Raw genomic sequence first — 14,787 nt, 5'->3', positions numbered from 1 at the left:
TATTAATTTTCTACCTTGCTAATGGAGAACATACCTGAAAGGTCGCTACTTCCATTTCCACCTAAATTGTCAACGAATTTCACCATCTGCACAGCAGTATGGATATTCGGCGTAGCATTGTCACCCATTCCAGTACCTGTTGACAAGGTAATGGTATTGGTTTTTCCACTTAATAACTTATCAAAATCAGCATTGATGGTGATTTTTGGAGAGGTACGTCCTACAGTAGCTACTGAAGTCAGATTCAAAGAAATTTCTCTATAGGCATCTACTCCTTGGGTATAAGCTCCCTCTTTACCTTCAACTGTACTACCGGTATGGATAGACATCTTTTTATGGTCTGCTCCATAGAAACCTTCAAGTTTAGTAAAACGGTAGCCTGAACCCCACTCCCACATCATTTCGGTATCATTGGCACCTGCCGCTTTATAAAAGTTAGGGAACTTGGTTTCATCCAAGGTATTCAATTCCTGCTTTACACCCAGACCAAATTTGATCTGTTTGTACTCTCCTGAAGGGATATTGCTCAACACAAAATCTAAAGTCGTCGCTTTAGCTTGATTGATTACAGCAGCCCCTTTATCTAGATCATTAATGTTATATGGGATTTCCGTACCTTCTGCTTTGATCAAACGAATGTTACTGATTACATACTTGATTTCAGAGAACTGATGTACCTGTCCGGCAGCTGAAGTGTTTTGGCTTGCGGTACTGCTATTTGCATCACCAAGTACGATACTTTTCCCCTTAAAGGTATTATCAAAGTGTAAAGTAATATTATTGGCTACTGGATCAACATTATCCTTAGAACAGGACACGAACAAAGAAACAGCAAGTAAAGCAGCAATATATTTAATTGAATTTTTCATTAGATTAATTTCTTATTTATTTTTTAATTATTTGATTTTTAAAACATTAACTTATATTATATAAACTTAAACTATATCATAGATAGGCGGTGGTATAAAAATCTCCCTTAAGGGTTCCTTATAATAGACTTCTTGATAACCAGTGATTACTTCACTGCATTCCGAATCATAATCACTCAAAATAAATTCAAAATCTGTAGCAACGAGCATATCGACCCTAGGATAATTCTTGGGGGGTGCTGTTTCTGAATTTTCCTGATCTTCCAATTGTTTTTTCAAATGACAAAGTCCATGGCATTGCATCTCGGGCTTATTTTTGTTCTCGCAATAAGCCATTTCAATCTTTTCTTGGTTGAGCTTAAAGTGCATAACGATTATAGCCTGCTGAAAACCGACCAGCACAGACAATAACATCAATAAACCACTTATTACTCGAACCAACATCTTAGAAGCTTAATTTTATGGACGTAAAAATATTCCTTCCCATTCTTGGGATATTTCCCCAGTCTGCATAAGTGCTGTAATATTCATTGAATAGGTTTTCAGCTCCGACCTGAACCATGGCTGTATACTTCCCAAAGGTCAGGTTATAGTCTGCCGACACATTCCATACCTGATAGGCCGATGTGAGGTCTTCACCATACTCAGGGCTATAATTTCGCTGTTCCATGTCGCCATTTAGGGAGGTCTGAATTCCAAACTGCTTATACATGTAATGTATGGAAGTCTGATAGCTCAATGGCCTGATAAAAGGTAGGTTTCCGCCTCTTTCATCTGTTGCACGGGCATAGGTTACATTCCCTTTCCAATGCAGGTGTGGCAGGATATCATAATTAGCATTTAAACTGAAATTGAAAATCCTGGCATGATCTAAAGAGGTATATCCCTTTACTCCTACCGATTGGTAGTTCATCGGGCTCCCTAAGCTTAAGATCCTTCCTACGATATAGTTTTGAATGTAGAAATAGTTAACCTTTGCATCGATCCCCATTCTTTCTGTCTTGTAACCGGCACTCGCATTTCCTTCAAAGGATATTTCATTTTTCAGATCTGGATTACCGATATAATCGTAGCGATCAAAACTATTGTAGATATAATAACCATAACCTTCTGATACCGACGGCGCTCGCTGTCCATAACCTGTTCCCACAGAAAAATTAAACCTCTCAACGCTTAAGTCATAACTGGCATGTAAGCCTGGAAGGATCCTACTCTTTTCCTGAGGAGTACCTGGGTGAAAAATCCAGTTAAATTCCACATACTTGGAATGGTTATAGTTATAGCCCAATGATCCACCAAAATTTAATCTGCTATTTTCCGTAAAATCATAGGAATTGTTCATCGATACACTGGCAAATCTGCTAGTTACCCAAGGCCAACTGTAGGCAAACATGGTTTTCTTGCTACGATCCTGTGGATACATGGTCATTTCTGCAATCGATAGGTTCTGATAGGCATTCAATTGGATATCTGAACTGTACCGACCTTCTTTCATGTTCACACTAGACACCAGACCAAATGTATTGCTCCAGCCAGGCATATCCATATGAACAAGATTTTCCGGTCTTTTGGTATCGTCCATATAATGTTCGATGGCATTAAAATAGACTTTGGTATCCCAAACTTTAAATAGGCCCTCCTCAAACAATTGTTTATAGGCAACTGAAGTAATGATTGCCCTGGAAAGCCATAGGTCCATTGGTAAGGCAGGATAGCCTACATCATTGGCTTGGTCAAAGATTGCATCTACTCGGATGGATGAAAGATCACTGGTCTTATAGGCAAGTCCAAGTGAACTATTGAACTTCCGGTATTGCGAATGCTTGACCTCCTCATTATTCCCATCAAGATAATTGCCTGCTTTACGATAGGCAACACTTGCGTCCGCTACAAACTTATCGCTACTATAGGAAAGGTTGCCTAAGTTAAAGAATTGGTTATTGTTGAACTCAAAGCCACTTTGGTAAGAGCCTTTATAATATGAAACGCTATCAAATGCCGTACTTTTTCGCTTCAGATCAATGCTTCCAGAAACTGTGGCTCCATGCATGCTTCCTTCTTGACCAGATTTGATATCAATGGTTGACAGATTATTGCTCTCCACATAGTAAGTAATGGGATCCATTTTATCTGTACAGGCGCCAAAAATATGCATCCCGTCAATGGTAATGGTCGAACGTTCCGAGCTCATATTGTTCAGCATGGGCTCCCAAGCATAAGCTCCCCTCTTGATAAAACTGATCTTATCTGATGAGGCTAGGAATTCATCCACCGAAACAGCCATTTTCATTTCCGTCTCAATCTTCCGTTTCCGAACACCTTTTACTTTAACCTCTTCAATCTTTTGAACCGTATCTTGTTTATTCCTTAATGTATCCTGTGCTTGAGATTGTAGGGAAATAAGGATAAGCACAAGGATGGAAATGATTTTACGCATAGCTTTTAGAATAATATATCAATGAACAGTTCACTTTTTTTACCTTCCACACCCGGTGTAAAATCCTTTGGAACCTCAGTTCCCTTAAGTATTTTTCCGTTTTGGTTCATGAAAATGAAATTCAAGGTCCAATTTCCGGTCATGGTATAGTTTACTACGCCATGATAAAAACCGTCTTTCCCTTGAACTAAGTCCTTATTATTTGGCGAGGAATGGTTTCCCATGGAAGGTTCAGGCATCCTAGGATCCAATTTCAAGGTAAACCCTTTGACTTCAGAATAATTGAACAGACTTGGATCAGGAAACTCTGTCTTTGAGGGAGCCAAAGGATTATTGTACTTGTACACTGCTGCCAACAAGTTGTTTTCAGCTACTTTTGGAGACCGAGGCCCCAAGAGTGCAATAAAATATTGTTCATTGTCATTTCCGAAAAAGGAAACCATGTTCAGGTTTTTATTGGTCTGTTCTTTTACTGTAATCGGTTCCTTGATCAGCAATTCTTGCATTCCAACGTTCATCCTGATATACAGGTCCCATTTATTTTCATTACTGCTGAGCTCTGTAAATACAGCGAAGGCAGCATAGAACTTCTCCGCTGAATTATATGTCAATTGATAGCGATGAGGACATGACACTTGTTTACCCTCTATCCCTGTCATAATCGGTAAAAAGCCAAGCGATGCAGCATTGACCTCTGCATTGCTTTGTTTATTGAAAACTCTGATCCTAAGCTCATTATACCCTTTGGTCAAAGTACCATTCAAAGCCTCTACACTTACTTTATAGCCATTTTTTTCAAAGGAATAGGCTTCCTTAAATTCCAGTTTTTCAGGTTCTTCTGTGCCAATTTCAGCTTCATAATCTGTTTTTTCTTTTGTACAGGATATGAATAATAGGCACAGCGAAATAATCATTATTATTTTCTGCATTATTAAATAGGTATTGCTGTTTTAAAAATGAAATGAAGGGCAGTAAGAGGGAATTCAGAAAAATTGCACAAAGACCAACAAATGCATCATGCGCATGAGCATCCATTTTAATAAAATTCCATAAAGGGCTGTCCTACTGCTAAGGATTAAGCAATTGGGGGACGGAAAAGCGGATTGCTGAATTCAAATCTATACTCAGAGATGTAAATTGGAAGAGGCTTTTCAACAGGCTCTTCAACCGTAATAGGTTTGATCAACGTACTGAATTCTTTATGAACATAATGCGAACTATATTCATAGACCACGAAATTCTTTTTGGATTCTTTTTTCTCTTTGTCTCTGATCTTTTGCATCAACACACACTGACCATTACAATGTAAATCTGGGCGACTCTTGTTGATACAGTTGGCAATGTAGTCCGGAAGATGAATCTCATACTCCATAGTCATGATACTGCGATAAAAAGATTGCAGTGTCAAACTCACTAATAGGATATATGTAAAGAAGAGTTTCAAATCTGGACTATTGTCTTTAGCAAATATGTCCCAAATATAAGGAAAGATTCTATCATAATAATAAAATTGAGGTATTATTTTATAGTATTTGAACCTAATCTTGGCCCATCCTCTCATCCCATTCATCCTGGTTCAAAACCATCCCTACCAAAAAAAAGAGCAATTCTCATTGCTCTTCCCTATTTCATATCTTCAGGATATAACTATCCCAATACTGATTTCAATTTATCAACCTGAAAATCAACTAACTTCTGTAATGGACCAGAAGCCATCATTTTCATCATCATATTCAAACCTGCTTCGATCACGAATGTGGCACTGGTACTGTTATCGGAAGAAGGCTCCAATTTCCAACGTAATGTCAAAGGAAATGGTGCTTCTTCAATCGGCACACTTACCAATTCTTTGTTCTCTAATCTTTCACTGATACGTAGGGACAATTTAGCCATATTCTTGATGGTAAATCTTGCCTCATCGGCTGTTGAGCTCCAGTTAACGATGTTTTCTGGCATTAACTGCTCGTGATTGTTCATATCCGAAAGAAAATTATAAACCTCTGAAACGGGTTTATTGATTTCTACAGTGTTTTGAATAATAGTCATAGTTTATAATTCTGGGTTCCAGTTTGCTGGATCAATTTTCCATTTCTCCAAAAGTTCAATATCCGATTCCAAGATATAGCTGTTAGAAGCGGCAACATGAATTAGGGCATCGTAGTTACACAAACTGTGGAAAGTGCATTTTGCTTCTTCAAAGTTTTTGCGTGCAACTTCTAGTCCGTAAGTAAAGATTGAAACCAATCCCACAACGTTACAACCTGCATCACGCAATGCTTTTACGGCTTGCAAACTGCTTTTTCCGGTAGATACCAAATCCTCAATGACAACAACACGCTGACCACTGATAACTTCACCCTCAATCAGGTTCTGACGACCATGATCCTTTGCACTGCTGCGTACATATGAAAAAGGTAAGCCTAAATCTTGCGCAACTAATACTCCTTGAGGGATCCCTGCAGTCGCTACTCCCGATATCATATCAACTGAACCAAACTCCTCTTGAATCAATTGTGACAACTTTTGACGGATGTATGTTCGGATAGCTGGATGCGATAACGCAACGCGATTATCACAATAAATTGGTGACTTCCATCCAGACGCCCAAGTAAAAGGGTTTTTAGGTTGTAATTTTATTGCTTTAATTTGCAATAAGGATTCAGCAACTTTTTGTTCAACCTCATTTAAATAATTCATGGCACAAATTTATAAAATTTATATGAACCAATCTCTGTTAATTTTGGCAGATTTTACCCCTCATATTAAAGAAAACGTTCAAACAATTGGTTTACAAGACATTGATCTGGAAAAACTTTTCAACGACTCCGCTCACAGCACAGATAAATCTGTGTACCTATACATACACCCTAATATCAGAAAAGTTTTTAAAAAGATATTATCTACAACCCGTATCGTTAAAGCTGCCGGTGGATTAGTGACAAATGGTAATGGTGAATACCTATTCATACATCGCCTTGGAAAGTGGGACTTGCCTAAAGGTAAGGTCGAAGAAGGTGAAAAAATGAAAGATGCCGCCCTCAGGGAAGTCGAAGAAGAGTGCGGAATTGAAGTCGATTACCTAGGTAAAAAGGTGGCAACAACTTACCATACCTATTATATGCGCAATAAATTCGTACTGAAACAGACTAAATGGTACCAAATGGGTGTTAACAAAATCCCTAAACTGACACCTCAACTCGAAGAAGATATCGATCAGGCGGAATGGTTAAAATCCTCCGAACTGAAAAAGGTTAAGGAAAACACCTACCCTCTGATCTTGGAAATCGTGGAAACAATCAAAAAATAAACAGAAAGGGAGCTGAAATTCAGCTCCCTTTCCAATTTTTTTGATATTCCTATCCAAAAAACTTTTCTGGATCGAAACCGTATTGTTTCAAGACATCTGCAGGTACGCCATTCCAAACTCCTGGTTTGTTACCTACGTATCCTATGTCCTTCACGCCCATTTCACTGGTAAAGAATCCCGTTGAAGTCAGGTCACGCATCAAAGAAAAGAAGGCTACTCCTTGGGCCATTTCTGGTTTAGCTTTTTGCGGGTAGGCAATTTCATCAACCATCGCAATCTGCTGTTCCTTCTTACATTTTACAAATGCATTTCCATACGTTTTTTGACATTGTACATCAAGCCATTTCAAGCCTCCACGTAAAGGAGTTTGATAGCTCGGGATATCCTTGGACATAAACTCGATAAAGGCCGGTACACCAGCCTCTGAGGCACTACCTGAAACATCATCTTTTGGAATAATGATATCCGCCAATACCGTGATGGTCGCCATTTCATGATCCGTAAAGAACTTCTCAGCCATTAAGGCTTCTGTACGTTTATATTCAAATTCCTGAACCCCCGGTAATTTTTCCGAACTGCCAGTGGCAGCTTTTCCTGCTTGCCCCGAGCTTTTGTCATCTTTACAGGATGCGGCCAATACACCAGATCCTGCTGCAAGTAGCCCTAAGGCTTTAAGTGAATCTCTTCTATTCATCGCTTTTGGGTTATGCTAATTTTTTGTTTTCTTCTAAAATATATTCTGCTGTGCGCATCGACAAGGCCAAGATGGTCCAAGTCAAGTTTTTATCGCCCTGTTGAACAAATGGTCCAGCATCCACCACATATACATTCTTACAGTCATGCGCCTGCCCCCATTTATTCAAAACTGAAGACTTAGGGTCATTCCCCATTCTGGTTGTTCCGCCTTCATGGATGATCTTTCCTGGAGCCTCTAGACCATATAAGGTATCAGCACCTGGAATATTGGAGGTAATGATTGCTCCCATCTCATGCATGATCGATTGGAAAGTATCTTGCATATGCTTCGCCTGTGCAATTTCCTCATTGGCCCATTTATAATGGAACCGCAAAACTGGAATACCAAACTTATCGACCTTGCTTGGATCAATTTCACAATAGTTGTCTTTCCTCGCCAAAGCTGTACCCCGACCTGCCATTCCCACGTTTGCCCCGTAGAAACGACGGTAATCGTTTTTCAGCCCTGCGCCATAACCTCCCATATCTTTTTTAGCACCATCTGCTCCTGGAACCATTCCGTTTACATTAGGTACCCAGTTCATAAACCCGTAGGATGGCATATGTAAACCGCCACCATACTCAATATGATAACCTCTAGGGAAATTCAATTTCTTATTGTCTTCCCACCAAGGAGAATAGATATGCACACTTCCGGTACCATCTTCGTTATAGCGTTTTCTATCCAAAAGTTCAGGGATAAATCCGCCTAAGCTTGCTCCTGTAGAGTCATGTAAATATTTCCCAACAAGTCCACTGCTGTTTCCAATTCCACCTGGATGCGCCTTAGATTTTGAATTCAACAAGAGTCTGGCACTTTCACAGGCACTTGCACCAAGGATCACTTTCTTGCCTTTTACGGAATACTCCTGAAGGTCTGTAGTGTTCACGTATGACACTCCTATTGCCAATCCTTCGTCATTGGTCAACACCTCACGAACCATGGCATTGTCAATCACTTTCAAATTACCGGTCTTCATTGCGGGAATAACCAAACATGAAGAAGAGGAGAAATCCCCGTATACCTTACATGATCGACCACATTGCCCACAATAGAAACAGGTTCCCCTACCCTTAATTTCTGGTGACGCCTCTGTTAAAACCGCACCACGACCAGGAATAACAGGAACACCGGCTTTTTTAGCACCTTTATGAATGAACAATTCATTCAATCTTGGCTTAGGTGGTTTCATAAAGATTCCATCCGGTTCATTATGTATACCTTCTACCGTACCATAAATACCGATCATACGGTCTACACGGTCGTAATAAGGTTTAACCTCATCATAAGTAATAGGCCAGGCATCGGTAAGGCCATCTGTAGGTTGGAAGTCATCCGGCCCCATACGTAAGGAAATCCTTCCCCAGTGATTGGTTCTTCCACCTAACATCCTTGCACGGAACCATTCAAATTCTGTTCCTGCCACTTTGCTATAAGGCTCTCCTTCTAATTGCCAACCGCCATAAGCCGCATCAAAATCACCAAAAGGCCTTGTGACACCTGCCCCACGTCGTGGAGACTCCCATGGCCAGCGCATTTGCAATGCATCCTTTGCAGGATCAAAAAATGGCCCCGCTTCAAGCATCAGGACTTTTAGCCCTGCATTTGCCAAAATATATCCAGCCATACCGCCGCCAGCTCCTGACCCCACTACAATGGCATCAAAAACCTCAGGGTTTTCTTTAATTTGAAAAACACTCATAAACTTTTGTGATCTTGATTTAAATTCGGTTTAAATGATAGCATATTCTTGCTTATACTATTTAGCAACACTAAATATAGCAATTCTATCGCCTATTCCAAGTATCAATGGATAAAATTTTTGATACGTATTGATCAATTATTTTTCCTAGATGAATATTTTTACCCATAAAAATCCAAGCGGGATTGGCTATTTTCCTGTCACAAATACAAGAATTCTATAGGGCAATTTATCCCGACCTTATTCAGGATTCATTCGAGACATATTCGGGAACCGTTCAAATATTTTTCCGATATGAATGCAAATTCCCTTTAAACATTTAGCGAATTTTCGGAATGTGTCTCGAATAAGGTCTAAATAAACCTTCAGTATAACATGGGGGGCAAGAATTTTGGCTACAAAAAAGATGTTGATGAAATGGGAACAAAAACGCCTAGGAAAACATTGAATTTTTCACCAAGGCTAATGAATGCTCCCCTTTATTGAAGCAAGATACAAAGTTTTAGGTAATCGTTTTTAAGACAGGCCTGCTCAACAAATAAAAAGGGACTGAATTTCTTCAGTCCCTAAAAAAAAATAAAAAAAATATTTATCGGTACATTTCTTCTCTTTGAGCTTTTACAGCTTCAGAATTAATGTATTCATCGTAAGTCATCAACTTATCAATAATGCCATTTGGCGTAAGTTCAATGATACGGTTAGCAACAGTTTGTGTCAACTCGTGATCTCGTGATGTAAACAGAACCGATCCTTTGAAATCATTGATACCGTTGTTCAATGCGGTAATCGATTCCAGGTCCAAGTGGTTGGTTGGTTCATCGAAAATCAAGAAGTTTGCCCCTTGAAGCATCATTCTAGAGAACATACAGCGCATTTTTTCACCTCCAGAAAGCACAGAACACTTCTTAAGTACTTCTTCTCCTGAGAAAAGCATCTTACCCAAGAAACCACGGATAAACTGCTCATCTGCATCAGGTTTAGTGGTATAATCTCTCAACCAGTCTACCAAGTTATCTGTTTTCCCTTCGAAGAATTCAGCATTATCGATTGGCATATCTGCAGGAGTAATGGTTACACCCCATTTAAATTCACCAACATAATCCTTATCACGTCCAGAAAGAACATCATAGAATGCAGAAGTGATCAAGTTATTCTCTGCTAATACAGCGATCTTATCACCTTTATTGACCATAAAGCTGATATTCTTGAAATATACTTCGCCATTTACGGTCTTGCCTAAATTTTCAACCGTCAGGATTTGATCCCCTGGATCTCTGTCCATCATATTGAACATAATCGCAGGATACTTTCTGTTTGATGGTTTGATATCCTCAATATTGATCTTGTCCAAAGCTTTCTTACGGGAAGTCGCCTGTTTGGATTTAGAAGCATTGGCTGAGAAGCGACGGATAAATTCCTGTAATTCCTTCACCTTATCTTCCATTTTCTTGTTTTGGTCAGCACGTTGTTTCAATGCCAATTGCGACGACTCATACCAGAACGTATAGTTACCGGAGTAGATAGTCATCTTACCAAAGTCGATATCGACGATATGGGTACAGACAGCATCTAAGAAGTGACGGTCGTGGGAAACAACCAATACGATCGCTTCATAGCTAGCAAGGAAGTCCTCTAACCAAGCGATGGTATTAATATCCAAGTCGTTGGTAGGCTCATCCAGGATTAAGATATCTGGATTACCAAATAAAGCCTGTGCCAAAAGGACACGAACTTTTTCATTACCATCCAACTCCTTAACTAATTTATAGTGAAGTTCTTCTTTAATTCCAAGGTTGCTCAGAAGGGTCGCTGCATTACTTTCAGCATTCCAACCATCCATCTCAGCAAAAAGGCTTTCCAATTCACCAGCTCTTTCACCATCAGCATCGGAGAAATCTTCTTTCATGTAGATTTCATCCTTTTCTTTCATCACCTTATATAGCTCTTGGTTACCCATCATTACCGTTTCGATAACAGAGAACTCATCAAATGCATAGTGGTTCTGATTTAATACAGACATCCTCTCCCCCGGAGTGAAGGCTACTGATCCAGAAGTAGGATCTACTTCTCCAGAGATAATTTTTAAAAAAGTCGATTTTCCGGCACCATTCGCTCCAATAATACCGTAACAGTTTCCAGGAGTGAACTTTAAGTTGACATCTTCGAATAGGACACGTTTGCCATAACGAAGAGATAAATTCGAAACGTTAATCATGTCGCAAAGATACAGTTATTTATTGAGTTTGGGAAGGTAGTAAGCTGTCCTTTTTATCCCTTGATTCTGCACAATTTTCTAGCAATAATCTTAGTTTCATTTTGTTTCATGAACAATACAAAACAGTAGGTTAATTTTCTTAAAAATATTTAATAAACACCCTTTAAACCTTTCAAACCAGATGTAGTCAATACGATATACTTTAACAATTATTAATTATTTTAACATGAAAGCAGTATTTTTAATTGCCCTAGCATCTATTGTTTTATTCACAAGCTCATGCGGAACTATTTTTACGGGGACCAAGCAAGATGTCTTGATCAAATCTTATCCCAGTGGTGCTAAAATCCAAGTGGACGGTGTAGATCGAGGTGTCACTCCTGCCACTGTTTCCTTGAAGAAAGGATTTAATGGTCCAGTCATTACGTTGACCAAGGACGGCTATGAGAACTACCAGTTCAATCCTGAAACTACTTTTAATACAGTTTCCATTTTAAACCTACTGGGCATGGTAGGTTGGGCCATTGATGCTGCAACTGGGGCAATGATGAAATATGACCCTAAATTCTATGAACTAGAATTGAAACCAGCAAATCAATAATTTTTAGATTTATCGAAAAAATGCCATGTTTTATTTAGCATGGCATTTTTTTATAGTCTTTCCAATTCAGCAGAGAGGGCTTTTAAATCCTGTTTCATCAAATTGATATTCGACTCCAACTGATCATACATATCTGCCCTGTTTTCCAACTGTTCGCTTGTATACTCTCCCCCTTCTCCAAAATAGAGTTCCAACATTTCTTTTTCAGATGATTTGGTAATTTGCCCGAAACTACTCCATTTCTGAACAATCTGTTCTCTTAGTGAAGTCTTGATCCCATTTTTAGGACTGGCGTAATTTAAATAATACCAAACTGCAGCGGGAAAGTTTTTCGAGGTTGCTGCCCCAAACCAGACATCCCTCAAGGCATTTCTTTTATGGAAAAAATCTGTCTTTTCATCATTCAACAACATCATCACCCCAAAGGTGGCCTCAGCAACACCCGTTGAGATACCAACGACATGGCTAGCCCCCTCATCCTTGACCACCCCTTCGGTCAAGATCGCACCCAAGGCACCGACTACGATGGCGGCAACAGTCAGTTTGGACTCTTTTCCCTGGATCTTTCCTTCGAGGTAATTGGCCACTTGGCTGGTCCGCTCCTCCTCACAGTCCATTTCAGAAGAAATGGCTGAAATTTCAAGTGAAGAGCTGTTGATCTTTTGATCGATAGCCTGTTTCAGTTCCAATAGTTCCAGTCTATAGCTGAGATCCTCAGGTTTAGGATTTTGTTTTAGCTCAGCATATTTAGAAACGGTCTTTAGAATACCTATGGCATTAGCCATATTTAGGCTACTGAAAGTCAATTTATTCGCCAACAATGGGGAGACGTTTTGTTCATGGAGAGGAATAGGAAGGCTATCTACCGCATATTCATACACATTTTGCTGAATGCAATTGCTATGGTGCAGTAGATCTCTAATTTCAATGTTTTTGACTGAAGCGCAGGAATTCAGGAAAATAATTCCGGAAAACAGAATGAATATGGAATTTAACCTTAACATCATATTTTGGAGCAAATAATAGTCGTGTAATAATTAGACAATATTCTAGCTTGAAATCCATAATTCCAAGGGAATTTGAAAATTTTCGTCAAATGACAAGCTATTAACCTCAGGTACTGCGGAAGAATTCTTCCGAAAATCTTCAAATAATTAATTTGTGAGATTTTCTAAAAAAACCTTTACTTTACACAATAATTAATGGCTAATAACTATTTAAACCAAATTAATGGATAATATTATCTCCTCGATCTCCAATCTAGTATGGAGTGAAGTTTTAATTTATTTGTGCTTATGCACAGGGCTTTACTTCTCCATTCGTACAGGATTCCTTCAAGTTACTTATTTAAAAGACATGCTAAGGTTGCTCTTCGCCAAGAAGAAATCAGATGAAGGCATCTCATCCTTTCAGGCCTTTGCCTTGGCAATTTCTGGTCGTGTCGGAACTGGAAATATCATTGGCGTAGCAACTGCAATATTCTATGGTGGCCCTGGTGCAGTATTCTGGATGTGGGTCATTGCCTTTTTAGGTTCAGCCTCAGCTTTCGTAGAAGCGACTTTAGGTCAATTGTACAAACAGAAAGAAGGCAATGAATTTAGAGGCGGTCCTGCTTTCTATATCGAAAAAGGACTAGGGGTTAAATGGTACGCAGCAATATTTGCTATTCTAACCATTGTAAGTGCTGGTTTACTGCTTCCCGGTGTGCAAAGTAATGCAATCGCTTCCTCAGCTTTCAACGCTTATCAAATTCCTCCTGCCTACACAGGAATTGCTATTGTAGGATTATTGGTCCTCATTATTTTCGGAGGAGTAAAACGTCTGGGTTCTGTAGCGGAGTTTGTTGTTCCATTTATGGCAGGTGGATATATCTTAATGACCTTAATTATCATTGGAATTAACTTCCAACAAATACCTGAAGTATTTGGACTTATCTTTAAAAGTGCTTTTAGTTTAGATGCGACTTTTGGAGGTATTATCGGTATGGCTATCGCTTGGGGGGTTAAGCGCGGAATCTACTCCAACGAAGCTGGACAAGGTACTGCTCCTCACGCAGCAGCAGCTGCCGATGTATCCCATCCTGCTCAACAAGGATTGGTTCAGGCATTTTCTGTATATGTGGACACCTTATTTGTCTGTACTGCAACTGCTTTGATGATCTTATTTACAGGAATGTACAATGTAACAAATGTGGATGCTGCAGGGCAACCGACCACACTGCTCGTGGAAAACTTACCCAATGTAGATTATAATGGATTTACCCAAGCCGCCGTATCCCATCATTTCCCTGGATTTGGAAATGGATTCGTCGCTATTGCGCTCTTCTTCTTTGCGTTTACAACGATTATGGCCTATTTCTATTATGCAGATACCAACGTAGCTTATCTCGTAAAAAGTGAGAAAACAAGAAAAATCCTCGGTTGGATATTTAAGATTGTTTTTTTAAGTACCGTTTATTTTGGAACAGTTAGAACAGCTGATACAGCATGGGCAATCGGTGATATCGGCGTAGGTTTAATGGCCTGGACCAACATTATTGCCATCTTATTATTGAGCAAACCCGCCATGAAGGTTTGGAAAGACTATAAAAGCAAAAGAAAACAAGGAATTGAAGATCCTTCCTTTGACCCTAAGGCTATCGGAATAAAAAATGCGGATTTCTGGGAAAACAAAGAGGATTAAAATACCAGTGATATGAACAAAAAAGCGAGATTTGATGGCGTTATCAAATCTCGCTTTTTTGTTAATGAATCCCGAAGCAGGTAGTAGCAAACACTAAAACGAATGCCACTAATAACAACAGAATTAAAGTTGTCAATGGGGTTCTTTTCATTTCAATTGTTTTATGTTTATTCTGGTGATTGTAACTAAAGTTACACATTATTTCCTATTAGCAAAGCATCAAGGCTTTGAAAATCAG

At 39.3% G+C, this 14,787-nt stretch carries 14 protein-coding genes; 3 read left to right on the top strand and 11 right to left on the bottom strand.

From position 1 onward, the window contains the following. Nucleotides 1–2: 2 nt before the first annotated feature. From NMK93_RS08530 to pyrE, 7 genes are all read right to left on the bottom strand, one after another. On the bottom strand, nucleotides 3–869 hold the full coding sequence (locus tag NMK93_RS08530) for an MbnP family protein (protein ID WP_185211880.1): 867 nt from the start codon (nucleotides 867–869) through the stop codon (nucleotides 3–5). A gap of 66 nt (nucleotides 870–935) precedes the next feature. Next, a complete protein-coding gene (locus NMK93_RS08525) occupies nucleotides 936–1,313 on the bottom strand; it encodes a hypothetical protein (RefSeq protein ID WP_254529959.1) in 378 nt (125 codons plus the stop codon). A gap of 1 nt (nucleotide 1,314) precedes the next feature. Continuing rightward, a complete protein-coding gene (locus tag NMK93_RS08520; protein WP_254529957.1) occupies nucleotides 1,315–3,306 on the bottom strand; it encodes a TonB-dependent receptor in 1,992 nt (663 codons plus the stop codon). A 5-nt stretch (nucleotides 3,307–3,311) separates the two neighbouring features. Continuing rightward, on the bottom strand, nucleotides 3,312–4,235 hold the full coding sequence (locus NMK93_RS08515) for a hypothetical protein (protein ID WP_254529955.1): 924 nt from the start codon (nucleotides 4,233–4,235) through the stop codon (nucleotides 3,312–3,314). Nucleotides 4,236–4,381: 146 nt separating this feature from the next. Next, entirely contained in the window at nucleotides 4,382–4,678 is a 297-nt protein-coding gene (locus NMK93_RS08510; protein ID WP_093095895.1) for a hypothetical protein, read from the bottom strand. A 275-nt stretch (nucleotides 4,679–4,953) separates the two neighbouring features. Then, a complete protein-coding gene (locus tag NMK93_RS08505; RefSeq protein WP_185217849.1) occupies nucleotides 4,954–5,352 on the bottom strand; it encodes an SRPBCC family protein in 399 nt (132 codons plus the stop codon). Between the two features lie 3 nt (nucleotides 5,353–5,355). After that, nucleotides 5,356–6,003, bottom strand: a complete 648-nt coding sequence (gene pyrE / locus NMK93_RS08500; protein WP_185211873.1) for an orotate phosphoribosyltransferase — start codon at nucleotides 6,001–6,003, stop codon at nucleotides 5,356–5,358. 22 nt (nucleotides 6,004–6,025) lie between these two features. On the opposite strand from pyrE, the gene NMK93_RS08495 reads away from it, so the two are divergent. Then, a complete protein-coding gene (locus tag NMK93_RS08495) occupies nucleotides 6,026–6,613 on the top strand; it encodes an NUDIX hydrolase (protein WP_237235561.1) in 588 nt (195 codons plus the stop codon). 49 nt (nucleotides 6,614–6,662) lie between these two features. On the opposite strand, the gene NMK93_RS08490 is transcribed toward NMK93_RS08495, so the two are convergent. The 3 genes from NMK93_RS08490 to NMK93_RS08480 form a co-directional block, all read right to left on the bottom strand. Further along, entirely contained in the window at nucleotides 6,663–7,307 is a 645-nt protein-coding gene (locus NMK93_RS08490; protein ID WP_185211871.1) for a gluconate 2-dehydrogenase subunit 3 family protein, read from the bottom strand. 10 nt (nucleotides 7,308–7,317) lie between these two features. Then, nucleotides 7,318–9,051, bottom strand: a complete 1,734-nt coding sequence (locus NMK93_RS08485; RefSeq protein ID WP_185211870.1) for a GMC family oxidoreductase — start codon at nucleotides 9,049–9,051, stop codon at nucleotides 7,318–7,320. A gap of 589 nt (nucleotides 9,052–9,640) precedes the next feature. Next, entirely contained in the window at nucleotides 9,641–11,266 is a 1,626-nt protein-coding gene (locus NMK93_RS08480) for an ABC-F family ATP-binding cassette domain-containing protein (protein WP_185211869.1), read from the bottom strand. 226 nt (nucleotides 11,267–11,492) lie between these two features. On the opposite strand from NMK93_RS08480, the gene NMK93_RS08475 reads away from it, so the two are divergent. After that, on the top strand, nucleotides 11,493–11,867 hold the full coding sequence (locus NMK93_RS08475) for a PEGA domain-containing protein (RefSeq protein ID WP_254529953.1): 375 nt from the start codon (nucleotides 11,493–11,495) through the stop codon (nucleotides 11,865–11,867). Between the two features lie 50 nt (nucleotides 11,868–11,917). On the opposite strand, the gene NMK93_RS08470 is transcribed toward NMK93_RS08475, so the two are convergent. Continuing rightward, nucleotides 11,918–12,874, bottom strand: a complete 957-nt coding sequence (locus NMK93_RS08470) for a hypothetical protein (RefSeq protein ID WP_254529951.1) — start codon at nucleotides 12,872–12,874, stop codon at nucleotides 11,918–11,920. Between the two features lie 223 nt (nucleotides 12,875–13,097). Between NMK93_RS08470 and NMK93_RS08465 the strand changes: the two genes are divergently transcribed. Further along, nucleotides 13,098–14,549, top strand: coding sequence for a sodium:alanine symporter family protein (locus NMK93_RS08465; protein ID WP_254529949.1), 1,452 nt, complete (start codon nucleotides 13,098–13,100; stop codon nucleotides 14,547–14,549). Nucleotides 14,550–14,787 lie beyond the last annotated feature (238 nt).

Origin of the sequence: Sphingobacterium sp. LZ7M1 (assembly GCF_024296865.1) — a bacterium.
Lineage (GTDB): Bacteria > Bacteroidota > Bacteroidia > Sphingobacteriales > Sphingobacteriaceae > Sphingobacterium.
The sequence above is the reverse complement of the archived record's forward strand: the minus strand, read 5'-3'. Positions and strand labels throughout refer to the sequence as shown.